The organism is Brevibacillus panacihumi W25 (genome assembly GCF_000503775.1).
GTDB classification, from domain to species: Bacteria; Bacillota; Bacilli; order Brevibacillales; family Brevibacillaceae; genus Brevibacillus; species Brevibacillus panacihumi_A.
In genome coordinates this window covers 658,504-673,237 of sequence record NZ_KI629785.1, presented here as the reverse complement: position 1 = coordinate 673,237, position 14,734 = coordinate 658,504, and the positions used below count along the sequence as shown (strand labels likewise).

Sequence of the window (14,734 nt, the reverse complement as noted above, 5' to 3'; positions counted from 1 at the left end):
TCGTGCATACGTGGAGCGTCGGGAGGGACGCATGAACGAATATTGATACGTGCGAATACCCTCTAAACTATGGTATAATTTTCTCGCCAAAACAAGTGTAAGGAGCATGTGACGTGGATAAAAAACTAATTTTCGGCCATAAAAATCCGGATACTGACTCCATCTGTTCTGCATTGGTGTATGCAGACCTGAAAAGCAAGCTGGGAGAAAACGTCGAGGCTGTTCGTTTGGGCGGCGTAAATGGCGAAACCCAATTCGTCCTGGATACTTTCCAGGTAAAGGCTCCCCGCCAGGTGGAAACGGTAGCCAATGAAGTGAAGGAAGTCATCCTGGTCGACCACAATGAGCGCCAGCAAAGCGCGAATGATATTGAGCAGGTGCAAGTCGTAGAAGTGATCGACCATCACCGCATCGCCAACTTTGAGACGAGCAACCCGCTGTATATGCGCGTCGAGCCTGTTGGTTGCACGACGACGATTCTGAAAAAGCTGTACAAAGAAAACGGCGTGGAAATTCCCAAAGAAATCGCGGGTCTGATGCTGTCAGCCATCATTTCAGATACGCTGCTGCTGAAATCGCCTACCTGCACGGAGCAGGACGTAAAGGCTGCCCACGAACTGGCACAGATCGCCGGAGTAGATCTTGAGACATACGGACTGGCCATGCTGAAAGCAGGTGCTGACCTGAGTGAAAAAACGATTGCCGAGTTGATCTCGTTGGATTCCAAGGAATTCCAGATGGGAAGCGCAAAGGTAGAGATCGCCCAGGTAAACGCTGTCGATGTGAACGATGTTCTGGCTCGTCAGGAAGAGCTGGAAGCTGCCTTGAATGCCATCATCGAGAAAAAAGGGCTGGATCTGTTCGTCTTCGTTGTGACGGACATCCTCAACAACAATTCGGTTGCCCTGGCGTTGGGGAAATCCGCGCAAGTCGTAGAGAAGGCCTACAACGTAAAGCTGGATGCAAACAAGGCTGTACTAAAAGGCGTTGTTTCCCGCAAAAAACAAATCGTACCTGTATTGACCGATACGTTCCAAGCACTGTAAAAGTGGGGAGGCTGCCAAAATGTGGCGGCCTCTTTTCTTTTCATGTGGTACAGTTGAGAGGTACGAACAAGCTTGTGAAGGAGGAGTTTTTTGTGAAACCACAATCTATCCTCGATTTGGGAAAACGTGTCCACTTGATTGACGGTTACGATTGGGGCCTTCCGGAACGCACTGGAACCTACGTCATTGCGGAAGAGCAGTTGACGCTGGTAGAGACTGGGCCAAGCCCATCTGTCCCCTATATACGTGAGGGCTTGTCAGCTCTCGGCTATTCGACTGATCAAGTGAAATACATCATCCTGACGCATATTCATCTGGATCACGCGGGAGGTGCAGGTCTGCTCTTGCAGGAATGTCCGCAAGCCACGATCGTCGTCCATCCCAAGGCAGCCCGTCACTTGATCGATCCAAGCCGCTTGATTGCAGGGGCAAAAGCTGTCTATGGGGAGAAATTCGACGAGCTGTTTGATCCGATCATTCCTGTACCGCAAGAGCGGGTGCTGATTCGTTCTGATGGGGAAAAGCTGGAGATTGGGCCGTCCTGCACATTGGAATTTCTCGATACACCGGGACATGCAAATCATCACTTCAGCATCTATGATCCCATCAGCAACGGAATGTTTACCGGAGATACAGCGGGCGTCTACTACCGCCCCTTGAAACGGGAGGGCATTGATTTCTTCCTGCCGTCCACCTCCCCCAATCAGTTTGATCCGGATGCGACTCTTCACTCCATCGCTCGTTATCGCGAACGACAGCTCGATCGCCTGTACTTCGGACATTTCGGCATGACACAGGAGGTAGAGGAAGCGTATCGGCAGGTGGCGGAGTGGCTGCCTGTCTTTGTGGCGGAAGGAGAGCGTACCTTGGCAGAGGGTTTGGGGCATGAAGAGCTTTGTGAGCGGCTCCTCTCTCTGGTTTCCGAATCCCTCTTTTCGCTGGGGATAGAGAGAAATCATGACATTTTTACAATCATCAGGCTTGATTTGAGTGTCTGCGCGATGGGCATCGTAGATTACCTGCAGAAGCGCGGAGTGTGATCCAGCTTCTTTTTTGCTGGCAGGAATGCTATGATGGTACATGATGAATGATTGGCCACAGCTACATATGCGTTGCAGCCAACAGGTGCCTCGTCCATTCGGAGAGGTGAAAAGGGAAGCCGGTGCGATTCCGGCGCGGTCCCGCCACTGTAAATCGGGTTGCATTCTCCATGCCACTGTTTTCATGTAAAACGGGAAGGGGAGGGTGTCTGATACCCGCAAGCCAGGAGACCTGCCTGTTGGAGATAGCCTTAGGTTCCTTCGCGGAAAGGATCGGCTGTTCAGAAAGCGACGGATGGCGGCGAGATAGGTTTGCGCGTCTGTCCATTCCCGTCCGACTACATGAGCCAGCCCTTGTTCTCCTTCGCGGATGCAAGGGTTTTTTGCTGTAACTGCACAGGATGGGCCTGCATGAGAAAGGAAGAAAATCATGATGAAGCATTTTGTAAAGTGGGGAATCCCAGCACTGCTCGCGTTTTCTTTGGTCGGCTGTTCCGGGCAAGGAGAGCCTCAGACACAACAGCCTTCCGCACCAGCTCAACAGACAGAAGCTTCGCAACCAACTGGCAACGATCAGGTCGCGCAGCAGACGGTGTACCCGCTGACGATAACGGATGCCACGGGCAAGACGATTACGATTGAGAAAGCGCCGCAGCGAATCGTCTCGACATCTCCGGCAGAGACGGAAATCCTGTTTGCTCTCGGTCTTGGCGAGCAGGTGGTCGGCGTATCTGATTATGATGACTATCCGGCAGAAGCCAAGGAAAAACCGAAAGTCGGAGGGGTAGTCAAGCCTAATGAAGAAGCCATCCTCTCCCAAAGTCCGGATCTGGTCATCGGCGGCATTTCTATGGATAAGCAAGTGGCGGAGAAGATGCAATCGCTCGGCCTCCCCATGTACATTACACATCCCAGCAGCGTCGAAGATATCATGAACAATATTTTGACGATGGGCAAAATCACGAATCGACAGGCGCAGGCGGAAGAGGTCGTCGCGGGAATGAAAGCCGATATTGCCTATGTGACGGAGGCGGTCCAAAACGTCAAGGCAGAAGAAATGAAAAAAGTATATTTGGAATTTGCGCCTGGCTGGACGGTTGGCAAAGGCGAGTTTATGGATGAATTGATCACCATCGCCAAGGGAGTCAATATTGCTGCCGATACGCAAGGCTGGAATCAAATCAATGAAGAGAAAATTTTACAGGAAAATCCGGATGTAATCCTGTATGCCAGCGGAATGACGGATGAGCAAACCGGGAAAAAGCTGGAGCAAATTATCCAGTCACGCAGCGGATGGAATACGATCACGGCCATAAAAGAAGAAAAACTGTACGGAATGGACGAAAATATGCTGTCACGTCCCGGTCCCCGCATCACCAAAGGGCTGATCGAAGTAGCGAAGGCAATTTATCCCGATTTGGTGAAGTAGCATGAAGGGACGCCTCCTTTTTTGGAGCGGAGTCGGGGGGCTGCTCCTGCTTCTTTCCATGGTTCTCAGTATTTCGATGGGTGCCGCCAATCTGCCGCCTTCGCAGGTTTGGCTGATTCTGCTGCATCAGGTACCGGTAGTCGGGGACTTCATTTCCGTCTCCTGGCCGGAATCCGCCGAGCAGATCGTCATGAAAGTCCGTTTTCCACGGGTGATTCTCGCGGTATTGGTAGGCGCCTGTCTCTCTCTTGCCGGGGCGGGCTTTCAAGGAGTGCTGCGCAATCCGCTTGCTGACCCCTACACGATGGGAGTGGCATCCGGTGCCGCGGTAGGAGCAGCATTTCTCATACTATTCGGGCTGCATATTTCATTCCTGGGACAGTGGAGTATTCCCTTGGTCGCTTTCTTCACGGGCTTGCTCAGCCTGTGGGTTGTGCTGCGCCTGGCGAATACACAAGGCAAGCTGAAGACCGAGACACTTTTGTTATCCGGCGTCGTCGTGCAGGCATTTCTCGGCTCGCTGGTATCATTCATGGTCTCCCTGTCTGACAAGGTCGTGAACGAGATCGTCTTTTGGTTGCTGGGTAGCTTGTCGTTTCGCGGCTGGGCATACTCCTACGTCCTGGTTCCCTATCTGTTGATCGGGCTTGCCGTGCTCGTCAGCTATGCGCGTTCCCTCAATCTGTTTGCATTAGGGGAGCGGCAGGCAGCACACCTCGGCGTCCATGTAGACCGGACCAAGCTGCTCGTGCTGATCATATCCACCATGCTGACAGCGGCTGCGGTCGCCATCTCCGGGATCATTGGCTTCGTCGGTCTGGTTGTGCCGCATCTCGTTCGATTGATGATGGGGCCGGATTATCGTTTGCTGCTGCCGATGTCAACGCTTTTCGGGGGGATTTACGTCCTGTGGGCGGATACGCTGGCCAGAATGCTGCTCAGCCCAACCGAGATTCCGCTCGGCGTGATTACCGCTTTTCTGGGTGCACCCTTTTTCGCCTATTTGTTGCGGATGAGAAAACAGCAGGGGAGGGGATAGCGAGATGATACAGGTAAAGGGGCTGGGGAAGTCCTACCAGTCAACTCCCGTTCTTCGCGACCTTACGTTTGAGGTAGCGAAGGGGGAGTTTTTCGGAGTCATCGGACCCAATGGCAGCGGAAAATCTACCTTGTGCAAGCTGATCTCGGGAGTCGCCGGCGTGGATGCCGGAGAGATTCATCTGGATGGCAAAGAGGTAGGCGGCTATTCGCGAAAGGAGCTGGCCCGGCTTTTGGCGGTATTGGAGCAGGAAGCATTGCCGCCAGTCGGGTTTCTTGTCCGCGAGGTCCTGGAGATGGGCCGCTTTCCGTATCAAAACTGGCTCGGAGAGGATACGGAAGATGCCCAACCCTTGATTGATGAGATTATTCATCTGCTGCGCCTAGAGGATTTGGAGCAGCGGTCTCTGGAGCATTTAAGCGGGGGAGAGAAGCAGCGCGTGGCTCTGGGCAAGGCTCTGGTACAAAAGCCGCGTATCCTGCTTCTTGACGAACCCACGACTTATCTCGATATCGGCTATCAGATCCAGTTGATGGATATCGTACGCACTTGGCAAAAGGCCACACAGGTCACAGTTGTCGCTGTTCTCCACGATCTCAATTTGGCTTCGCTGTACTGTGACCGCATTCTCATGCTGAACAAGGGAAGGCAGATTAGCGTCGGGACGCCAGAACAGATTTTGCGCAGCGGCTTGATCGAGGAGGTATACGGGGTTCGACCGATTATTTTGGAACACCCGATCCACCATTTGCCGCAGATCATGCTGCAAAGCGTCGGGCACTAGGTTGGGAAAAAGAGGGGGAACTAGGACATGGTGGTCATGGTGACAGGAGGGGCCCGCAGCGGCAAAAGCACCTTCGCTGAACGCTATGCCGCTCATCTCGGGAAGCGCGGGATTTACGTGGCGACTTCTCCTGTGTTTGACGAGGAGCTGACGCAGCGCGTAGCCATCCATCAAGCGCGCCGGAAAAATTCCTCTTTTTCATGGGAGACGATCGAGGAACCGTATAACCTGGCAGAGAAGCTGCAGGAATTGGCGAAGCGTCCTGATGTGTTGGCGGGTGAGACGGTATTGCTGGTGGATTGCCTGATCCTCTGGCTTTCCAACTGGCTGGTTCGCGATGAACGGCAGCCGGATCAAGCGCGATTGCTGCAAAAGATAACGGAGCTCCAGCAGGTGATTTCTTCCTTTCCGGGAACGTTGCTGCTCGTCACCAATGAGGTAGGCTACGGAATTGTCCCAGAGTATGCATTGGGACGGATGTTTCGTGATACGGCAGGCATGATGAATCAACGGGTGGCAGAAGTGAGCGAGCAGGTTTTCCTGGTAACGGCGGGCATACCGATGGAGATCAAGAGCAAAGCTTTTCCCTTTGTGTAAAGGGCTGCTTCAATTTTGGCTTTTTTTGTGATATAATAGAAAAAAAGCAATGGAAGGGATAAGGATACCATGCGTCCCTACAGGACGGTTTGGAAACAATTTGACCTCTCCTATATCTAGCTTCGTAGTAGTCGATCGTCACTTGGGCGGTTAACCTACTACGAAAGCGAGGCCATTTGTATGAGTAGCGACTTACACTTGCGAATATCCTCCGTAGTTGGTTGGCAGCCCTTGCCAAAACCGACAAAAATGCGAGGAATTCATGATGAGGAGAGCGCTGCAGTCGATTCAACATTACGGTATGATTTTGTTTGGAGCTTGTTTGCTTGCTTTTGCTTACTATCACATTAATTATCAGAACCACCTGTCAGAGGGCGGGTTCGTCGGTCTGGGGCTTTTGGCGAAATACGCCTTTGATGTGTCACCAGCACTGATGATGCTGGCATTGGACATTCCTCTGCTCTTGGTGGCTTGGCTCGTAAAAGGACGCCAGTTTATCTGGAACACGGTCATTGCATCGCTGGCGTTTACAGGCTTTTACGAAGCGTTTGAGATGTTTTCACCCATCGTCGTGGATATGAGCTCCATGATGCCCGTCGCTTCCCTTTTGTCTGGTGTGTTGACCGGATTGGGTACAGGGCTGGTCCTGCGATTTGGCGCTGCGACTGGCGGCGATGATATTCTGTCTTTGCTGCTCAGCAAGTACACAGGTCTTACAGTCGGGACGATTTTCCTTTTGATGGACGTCATGGTTCTCAGCCTGTCCTTCTGGTACGTACCGATGAAAGAAATGATGTACACGATCCTGGCTGTGTTTATCTCCAGCCGCGTGATCAACTGGAGTATGGGAAAAGGTGCTGCTTCTTCGGAAGAGGTGCAGCCAGCTCATGGACACGGGCCCGTTTCCCTGCATCATCGATAATGAACGTGAAGTGCGTAGGTACGTGCATGGCATATAGCAAATCTATCAGGCTTGATAGGCATCAACACCCTTTCATGAGACAGGCGCCGCCCGCGGAATGGCCAGTCTGCATGAGGGGGTGTTTTTGTTTTTGCGACTTCCGGCGCATATCAGACTCGGTCCTGACATCCGATACCAGAAAAGAGAAGAACAAGGTAAAGGAGACACGACGATGACGACCTACTACTATTTTACCTGCACAAAATGCGGGACCAGAGGAGGTTCTTTGGAGAGTCAGGCATGGGGTTGGGGCAACTTCGACATGATCGAATCGTTTAAATACCTTGCCTACCATATAGAAAAATGCGGAGAAGATTCGATCCGTGTCATTTCAGAAGAAGTGGAGCAGTACGTGGATCTATTGCACGATGAATATAATCAGTTTTTGGAGGAGACAAAACATATTTTCCCACATTCCAAGGACTGGGAATTTCTTGCTCACGCCAAAACTTTGACAGTCGATGAACTAAAACAGAAATGGGTGGATAAACAGACCATTTCTGTATCTGATGAGCGTGTGAAAATAACGGGTCAACTGCAGGAGATTGAGATCATAAAGACAGGACCTGGCTACAGCCATTATCTGGGCCATGTTGCTTGCCAAGATGGCCAGTCGTGGAAAGTCCTGGCGCATACAAGGGAATTGCCTGAAAGGAATCAATCCTATATGATCATGGGAGTGAGGCTGCAGCATCCTGAGTTTGGAGAAGTGCTAGAAGTCCATAAACTTCTGGAAACATCCGCGAAAGCGTAGAGAGAGGAGAATCCTCATGCATCTAGAGATGGTAAAAGAATGTTTGGAAAAGGTGCGTCAGCGCAATCCGTTGGTTCATCATATCACGAATGTGGTTGTCACCAATTTTACTGCGAATGGCTTGCTGGCTTTGGGAGCATCCCCTGTCATGGCCTACGCCAAGCAAGAGGTTGCAGAGATGGCGCGGATCGCTGGCGCGCTGGTTCTCAATATCGGGACCTTGAACGAAACAGAAGTGGAAGCCATGCTGATTGCGGGCCGTTCCGCGAATGAGCAAGGGGTTCCCGTCGTTCTGGATCCGGTAGGGGCAGGTGCGACACAGTACCGGACACAAACCGCACGAATGATCATGGAGCAGGTTAACATATCCTTGATCCGCGGCAATGCTGCTGAGATTGCCCACGTACTGGGAGAAAAGTGGGAGATCAAGGGTGTTGATGCCGGTCAAGGAGATCAAGACGTGAGCGTGCTCGCTCAAAAAGCGGCCAAACAATGGGGGACGACGATTGTCATTACGGGCAAAGAGGATGTCATTACCGATGGTGAGCGGATCTTTCGGATCGGCAACGGTCACCCGATGCTGACCAAGGTAACAGGTACAGGATGCCTGCTCACATCCGTGATTGGAAGTTTTATGGCAGTGGAGCAGGACGCCCTCGTCGCGGGAGCAGCCGCGCTGGTTTGCTACGGCGTAGCCGCTGAAAAGGCAGCAGGAAAAGCGGCAGATGAAGGACCGGGTAGTTTTCAAATTCAGTTTCTTAATGAGCTGTATAAAATGGACGGGGCTGACGTCTTGCAGATGGGACAGCTGAATTGGTAGAAACCGGATAACATCAGCGTGCGCTAGCGGTGATGAACTTGATAAGCTGGACAAGTTGTGTTACATTATTGTCGTTGCCTGCACTTGTTTCTGTGCAGGTGTATGGATGGATGTCCGAGCGGCCGAAGGAGCACGATTGGAAATCGTGTAGGCGGGGTCAACTCGTCTCGTGGGTTCAAATCCCACTCCATCCGCCAGATTACATGTGCCCTTAGCTCAGCTGGATAGAGCGTTTGACTACGAATCAAAAGGTCGGGAGTTCGAATCTCTCAGGGCACGCTTTTCTTCCTTTAATAGTGGAAGAACGGAATATATGGCGGTCGTGGCGAAGGGGTTAACGCACCGGATTGTGGCTCCGGCACTCGTGGGTTCAAGTCCCATCGATCGCCCCATTTTTTGATTTTGATTGCCCACTTCTGCGGTCGTGGTGGAATTGGCAGACACACCATCTTGAGGGGGTGGCGGGGAGACCCGTGCGAGTTCGAGTCTCGCCGACCGCACCATACAGTGTTGCAGATAAGATAAAGCCCAGCGTATTGGCCGTCAAGGCCAGATGGCTGGGCTTTTTTGTGTTTCTAGAGGGAGTTGCTTTTCTCACGAATTGCTCGTGAAGGGATGAAGAGCTTGCCCCATTTGATCTGCGGTACAGCAATGGCCGCCAGAATCATCAGGACACCGCTCCATTGCATGAGATCGACTTGCTCTCTCAGAACGAAGTTGGCTAATAGGACTACTGCAGGCAGTTCCATGGCGCTCAGAATCGTCACGAGTCCATTGCCGAGACGCGGAACGCTGACAGCCAGACAAAAAATCGGGATCACGGAGCCAAAAAGTGCTACCAACAAGGCATACGGCAACAGCCCGTCCAACAGTCTGCCATTGACGAGGAAGGCTGGAGGATACATCACAGAGAGGATCAAGGATGCAAGACAGATCGAGATGGCACTGCGCAGATAAGGATTGAGCGACGGCAAGATACGACCGCTCATGAATATGACGACTGCAAAGGAAAAGCCAGAGAGCAGACCGCAAACCAAACCGAACAGACTTACATCCCCCAGGCCTTTGCTGCCAAGACCGCTCGCGAAGATGGTTCCAACCGCAATAATGAGGATCGAAATCCATTTTTCTATATTGGGCCACTTACGGTTGGCGATGGCTTCCAGCAAAATTCCAAACCAGGTAAATTGAAAAAATAAGACGATCGCGAGCGAAGCAGAGAGATGGCTAACCGCCTGGTTGTAAAGAAAGCTGGCTAAGACCATCATCACGCTGACGGGAACCAACGTCCACACATAGCGCAGGCGAAACCGTTCCTTGGAAAAAACAGCCGCGAGCAGGGACATGATCAAACCGCCGAATAATAGTTGACCGCTGCTTAACTCGATCGGTGTGTATCCGGCCGCAAATCCGAGCTTCATGACCATGGAGAGGACCCCGTAACTGCAAGCTCCCAGCAAAACAAGAAAAACAGAACGCCAGTATGTCATGGATGAACTTCCTTTCGTATGACTAAACTAATTCGAATAAAACTATTGTACTATGGAAGGATTATTGGTACAATTAAAAATTTACATCCTTTATCCTGCTACTGTGCTAACAGGATGACGAGTCAGGAGCGGCGGGCTTCCAGCGAAGTGCAAGTTGCAATAGCGGGAAAACAATCAATCCGCTACACTAGAACATGATGCAGTGATTCGGGGAAATATTGGGGGCGGAATAAGATGAGACGAGGGGTTCTGTATGCAGTCATCGCGTATTTGGCGTGGGGATTGCTCCCGTTGTACTGGAATGTGTTTGCGTCAATGGGCTCATTGGAGATTCTTGCCCACAGGATCGTCTGGTCGTTTGTTTTTGTAGGTTTGCTGCTGGTTGTCACCAGGCGTTGGCGGCAGATGAGAGGGGCGATGGCTGGGACAAAAGGGAAAATAGCGATGATTTTATGCTCTCTTTTCATCTGTGCGAACTGGCTCATCTACATTTGGGCGGTCAATCACGGAAAAGTGATGGAAACGAGCTTGGGCTACTATATGAATCCTTTGCTAAGCGTGCTGTTTGGGGTTGTGTTCCTCAAAGAAAGGCTCAAGCTCGGGCAGTGGGTCGCATTGGGGCTTGCCGCAGCAGGGGTACTCTACATCACATTCCAATACGGGGAGTTTCCGTGGGTGGCGATCTCGCTTGCTCTCTCGTTTGCCTTGTACGGTTTGACGAAAAAGCAGCTTCAGGCGGATGCGCTGAGCGGAGTAGCGTGGGAGACGCTGTTGGTCGTCCCGATTTCGATTCTCTACCTGGGCATCTTGCAAGGCAGCCATACCGCGACAGCATGGGCGATGGAGGGCTGGCAGATCGCTCTGTTGATGCTCGCAGGGGTCGTCACCGCTTTGCCGCTGCTGTGGTTCGCTGAAGCGACGAAATATCTGCCGCTTTCGACCATTGGCTTTATTCAATACCTTTCGCCGACAATTTCTTTGCTGTCAGCTGTCTTCTTGTTCGGTGAGGATTTTACAACATCGCATCTGATCAGTTTTTCCTTGATCTGGGCGGCGTTGGTGGTGTATACGGTCAGCTCGCTTCGCAAAAAACCGCAATCGGCACCCTTGCGGACAAATCCATCATAGAAAAGCCAAAAACTCCTGACACTTGGGCAGATTGCCGAAGATGTCAGGAGTTTTTGGGTGGTCGGATTCGTTATGCTTTCTTGCTCAGGCGATACGCGCCGTGGTGGGTAGGACCCACATACTGATTCAAGGCGAAGGAATGGCGGATTGCCTCGGTGATGAAGTCCTTCGCGACAAGAACCGCATCGCGTACGGAGTTCCCTTTTGCCAGCTCGGCGCAAATCGCTGCGGCGAACGTGCAGCCTGCCCCGTGCGTATAGGTCGTGTTAAAACGCTCTGCTTCCAATACTTCAAATGTCTGCCCGTCGTAGAAGACGTCAACCGCGTGCTGATGCTCCAATTTGCCGCCGCCTTTGACGACGACATTCGCTGTTCCCATCGCATGGATGCGCTTCGCAGCTTCTTTCATATCGTCGACGCTTTTCAGGGCGCCCAGTTGACTGAGAATGCCAGCTTCGAACAGGTTCGGGGTAGCGATGGTCGCATGTGGCAGGAGAACCTCGCGCAGGCTTACCGCGATCTCGGGATGCAGCGCTTCATCTGCGCCCTTGCAAATCATCACGGGATCAACCACAACATTTTTCAGTTGGTACTCTTTGATTTTACGTGCTGCCAGGTCGACCAGATCGGTAGAGCCCAGCATACCGGTTTTCACAGCGTCTACGCCGATTCCAGCAAGAACGGTCTCAATTTGTTTTTCCAATACGGCTACATCAATCGGGAATACCTCGTGGAACCAGTTGTTGCGAGGATCTTGCGCCACAATGACGGTAATGGCAGTCATCCCGAATACGCCGAGCTCCTGGAAGGTCTTGATGTCCGCTTGCAGACCGGCACCTCCGCTGGTGTCAGATCCTGCGATGGTAAGTGCTTTGCGAATAGTCATGTACGATTATCTCCCTTTGTTACCGCATATAAAGGTGCGGATCTAGTCCTTTCTCTTTATTGAAGAGGAAAAAAAGTGGGATGTCAATATCATACCCTGGATACGAGTAAAAGCCTCCTCCATGATGGAGCAGGCTTGTTGATTGGTATTCTGAAATCTACATGGATACTGCGTGATGGAAGGAGAAGTGGATCGGCGTGGACATGCTTTTGGAACGTTGCTGTGCCAGCTTTTTTGCCGCTTTGGCAGCTTCAAACATGCTTGGTGCTTTGACGATTTCTACCCATTGGCGTGTGGCGGTCTCAAATAAAAAACGGTACATTCTCATCGATTATCGCCCTCTCGTCTATTCTTCACATCTATATTGTATCAAGGAATTGGCAGCGATTGTTAAAGCTGATGTTACATAATCATGAAAAGTTTCTTGCATTATTATGAATTTTTAAAAATGGTATAAACATGCGTTACATTTTTCCATTATCATACGTCTTAGTATTGTACAGCAATTTTTTTCCTGGGAATTTCGCAATTTACACAAATGGGGTGCAAACAAACAGATGGCAAACGCTACGGGAGAACTGACTGTGAAGGAAGTGAATCACAGCTATGGGACAGGCAAGATCAAGGTTCCGGTGCTGTTCGATATCAATCTTCATATCAATCAGGGTGAATTCGTCGCGCTCTGCGGCTCCTCCGGCTCGGGGAAATCGACGCTTTTGAATCTGCTGGCTGGCTTGACCAAGCCCGAAGAGGGGAAAATTTTTGTCAGCGGAGAGGAGATCTCGCGTTTCAACGAGAACGAGCTGTGCTTGTTTCGGCGAAAGTGCATGGGGTTTATCTTTCAATCCTACAACCTCCTGCCTAATTTGACCGCTTTGGAGAATGTAGAGCTGCCCTTGATCTTTTCCGGGGTCAGCGGGAAAAAAAGGCGGCAGAAAGCAACCGAAATCCTGAATCGCGTGGGACTGGAAGGACGGATTGACCACAGACCGAACGAATTGAGCGGCGGGCAACAGCAGCGTGTCAGTATCGCGCGAGCGTTGGTCAATCAGCCGAGCATTATCCTCGCTGACGAGCCGACCGGTAACCTGGACAGCAAGACCGAGTTGGAAATTTTGGCCTTGATGAGAGAGATGAACCGGGAAAACGGGACGACCTTCATCATTGTTACGCATGAACAAGAAGTGGCGGAGAGATCCGACCGGGTCATTTACATGCAGGATGGAAGAATTGTAGAAAAAAGAACAAGGCCTGCGTAGAGGTGTGGGTATGAGGTGAACACGAAGTGAAATGGACTGATTCTTTTCGAATTGTATGGCGAAATCTTTGGCGCATGAAGCTGCGTACGGCTCTGACATCCGTCGGGGTTATGATTGGGACGGCGGCCATTGTCGCGATGATTGCCTTGAGTCTGGGACTGAAGGATAACGCGGTAAAAAGCCTGGAAAACTTCGGAAATTTAACCGAATTGCCGGTGGAACCGATGTATTGGAATGAGGAACGAAACGAACCAATCCCGGATGACGAACGGAAAAAGCTGAACATGGCAGCCGTTCAAGAGCTGAAGGCCGTTCCCGGGATCGCGGCGGTCATGCCGATGAAGCGGCTGTACGAACAAGCCAAGCTGAAAGTAGGCAGGCGCGAAGGCTACGTCGAATTGATCGGTGTAGATGTGCGGGAATCTGCGGATTACCGGAAGAACGATATCGAAAAAGGAACTTATCTGAGCGGCTCCCCGCAGGAAATCGTGATCGCCTATGGCGTAGCGCGGGAATTGCGTGATTTGGAGAAGGAAAAAAGGGAAGAAAGACGTCGCAATGCAAGCGGCGGGCGGCAAAGCGGAGGCGGAGGTGTGGAATATTGGGGACCTCCACCGGATATGGGCGAAAACCAGCCAACCCTCAACCTCGTCGACAAGGCGGCAACGCTCATCGTGACGCGAGAGTACCGCGTTGATGACGAACCGAAATATGAGAAAAAAGAAGTGCGAGTGCGCATTGTCGGTCAGCTCATACAGGCAGAGGGGAATCGGTACCAGGATATGCGCTCGGTATATGCCCCGTTCGAGATGATCAAGGAATTGAATGATTGGGTCATGCGCAGCAGAGGCGATGAGGGATCTGTCTCGCCTCGCTCCCGAGAGCAGGCCAATCAGCAGAATGAGCTGGTATTCGACCAGATCACAGTCAAGGTCGAATCCCGTGAACAAGTGGAGAGCGTCGTCAAAGCCCTGAAGGAAAAGGGCTATGAAGTCTGGTCGCCCGCCCGTGAACTGGAGACGATCAACAACTTCTTCTTCGTCATCCAGCTCGTGCTAGGCGGAATCGCAGCGATCTCCTTGCTCGTCGCGACGATCGGGATCGTCAATACGATGATCATGTCGATTCTTGAGCGGACGAAGGAGATCGGAATCATGAAGGTAATTGGAGCGACCGTGTTCAACATTCGCTGGCTGTTCCTGATGGAGTCCGGCTTTATCGGACTGATCGGCGGTCTGGCGGGATTGGGAATTGCATGGGGGGCTGTGGAGCTCGTCAATTTCCTGGGATCCTCCAGTGATGTGATGCAAACCATGGGAATGGGCTTTGGTTCAAGCGAAGAAAGTTCACGCTTGGCCTACATTCCAAGCTGGCTGGCGCTCTTTGCCATCGGTTTTTCATTTATTATCGGCTTGCTGGCGGGAATTTTCCCGGCAATTCGGGCATCCCGACTCAGTGCGTTGCAAGCCATTCGATCTGAATAAAGAAATGTGGGGAACAA

General features: G+C 51.6%; 15 protein-coding genes, 4 tRNA genes and 1 riboswitch. Of the genes, 16 read left to right on the top strand and 3 right to left on the bottom strand.

What is annotated here, in order from left to right:
* Positions 1 to 113 precede the first annotated feature (113 nt).
* From T458_RS44220 to T458_RS44160, 13 genes are all read left to right on the top strand, one after another.
* Complete coding sequence (locus T458_RS44220) at positions 114 to 1,046, top strand: manganese-dependent inorganic pyrophosphatase (RefSeq protein WP_023557507.1); 933 nt, start codon at positions 114 to 116, stop codon at positions 1,044 to 1,046.
* A gap of 92 nt (positions 1,047 to 1,138) precedes the next feature.
* Entirely contained in the window at positions 1,139 to 2,086 is a 948-nt protein-coding gene (locus T458_RS44215) for an MBL fold metallo-hydrolase (protein ID WP_023557506.1), read from the top strand.
* Between the two features lie 66 nt (positions 2,087 to 2,152).
* Positions 2,153 to 2,340: riboswitch (cobalamin riboswitch) on the top strand.
* Positions 2,341 to 2,519: 179 nt separating this feature from the next.
* Entirely contained in the window at positions 2,520 to 3,515 is a 996-nt protein-coding gene (locus T458_RS44210; protein ID WP_031305916.1) for an ABC transporter substrate-binding protein, read from the top strand.
* Between the two features lies 1 nt (position 3,516).
* A complete protein-coding gene (locus T458_RS44205; RefSeq protein WP_023557504.1) occupies positions 3,517 to 4,554 on the top strand; it encodes a FecCD family ABC transporter permease in 1,038 nt (345 codons plus the stop codon).
* Positions 4,555 to 4,558: 4 nt separating this feature from the next.
* Positions 4,559 to 5,338 carry an ABC transporter ATP-binding protein gene (locus tag T458_RS44200; protein WP_023557503.1) on the top strand — a complete coding sequence of 260 codons (780 nt, stop codon included), beginning with the start codon at positions 4,559 to 4,561 and terminating at the stop codon, positions 5,336 to 5,338.
* Between the two features lie 27 nt (positions 5,339 to 5,365).
* Positions 5,366 to 5,935, top strand: a complete 570-nt coding sequence (cobU, locus tag T458_RS44195) for a bifunctional adenosylcobinamide kinase/adenosylcobinamide-phosphate guanylyltransferase (RefSeq protein ID WP_023557502.1) — start codon at positions 5,366 to 5,368, stop codon at positions 5,933 to 5,935.
* Positions 5,936 to 6,197: 262 nt separating this feature from the next.
* Entirely contained in the window at positions 6,198 to 6,857 is a 660-nt protein-coding gene (locus tag T458_RS44190; protein ID WP_023557501.1) for a YitT family protein, read from the top strand.
* 124 nt (positions 6,858 to 6,981) lie between these two features.
* The gene (locus T458_RS44185; protein ID WP_023557500.1) at positions 6,982 to 7,650 is read left to right on the top strand and encodes a hypothetical protein; all 669 of its coding nucleotides are present in this window, start codon (positions 6,982 to 6,984) and stop codon (positions 7,648 to 7,650) included.
* Positions 7,651 to 7,666: 16 nt separating this feature from the next.
* Entirely contained in the window at positions 7,667 to 8,470 is an 804-nt protein-coding gene (gene thiM / locus T458_RS44180) for a hydroxyethylthiazole kinase (protein WP_023557499.1), read from the top strand.
* Between the two features lie 104 nt (positions 8,471 to 8,574).
* Positions 8,575 to 8,667 (top strand) — tRNA-Ser (locus T458_RS44175).
* An 8-nt stretch (positions 8,668 to 8,675) separates the two neighbouring features.
* Positions 8,676 to 8,749: transfer RNA gene (locus T458_RS44170), tRNA-Arg, on the top strand.
* A gap of 37 nt (positions 8,750 to 8,786) precedes the next feature.
* Positions 8,787 to 8,862 (top strand) — tRNA-His (locus tag T458_RS44165).
* A gap of 26 nt (positions 8,863 to 8,888) precedes the next feature.
* A tRNA-Leu gene (locus T458_RS44160) sits at positions 8,889 to 8,973 on the top strand.
* A 72-nt stretch (positions 8,974 to 9,045) separates the two neighbouring features.
* On the opposite strand, the gene T458_RS44155 is transcribed toward T458_RS44160, so the two are convergent.
* Positions 9,046 to 9,960, bottom strand: coding sequence for an EamA family transporter (locus tag T458_RS44155; protein WP_023557498.1), 915 nt, complete (start codon positions 9,958 to 9,960; stop codon positions 9,046 to 9,048).
* Between the two features lie 234 nt (positions 9,961 to 10,194).
* Here T458_RS44155 and rarD point away from each other — a divergent pair, with 234 nt between their 5' ends.
* Positions 10,195 to 11,088 carry an EamA family transporter RarD gene (gene rarD, locus T458_RS44150; protein WP_023557497.1) on the top strand — a complete coding sequence of 298 codons (894 nt, stop codon included), beginning with the start codon at positions 10,195 to 10,197 and terminating at the stop codon, positions 11,086 to 11,088.
* 70 nt (positions 11,089 to 11,158) lie between these two features.
* Here rarD and pdxK read toward each other — a convergent pair whose 3' ends face one another.
* Positions 11,159 to 11,974: a pyridoxine/pyridoxal/pyridoxamine kinase gene (gene pdxK, locus T458_RS44145; protein WP_023557496.1), complete on the bottom strand. Its 816-nt coding sequence runs from the start codon at positions 11,972 to 11,974 to the stop codon at positions 11,159 to 11,161.
* A 157-nt stretch (positions 11,975 to 12,131) separates the two neighbouring features.
* Positions 12,132 to 12,302: a hypothetical protein gene (locus T458_RS57250; RefSeq protein WP_171819389.1), complete on the bottom strand. Its 171-nt coding sequence runs from the start codon at positions 12,300 to 12,302 to the stop codon at positions 12,132 to 12,134.
* Between the two features lie 229 nt (positions 12,303 to 12,531).
* Between T458_RS57250 and T458_RS44140 the strand changes: the two genes are divergently transcribed.
* Both T458_RS44140 and T458_RS44135 read left to right on the top strand, forming a co-directional pair.
* On the top strand, positions 12,532 to 13,233 hold the full coding sequence (locus tag T458_RS44140) for an ABC transporter ATP-binding protein (protein WP_023557495.1): 702 nt from the start codon (positions 12,532 to 12,534) through the stop codon (positions 13,231 to 13,233).
* A gap of 26 nt (positions 13,234 to 13,259) precedes the next feature.
* Positions 13,260 to 14,717, top strand: a complete 1,458-nt coding sequence (locus T458_RS44135) for an ABC transporter permease (RefSeq protein WP_023557494.1) — start codon at positions 13,260 to 13,262, stop codon at positions 14,715 to 14,717.
* Positions 14,718 to 14,734 lie beyond the last annotated feature (17 nt).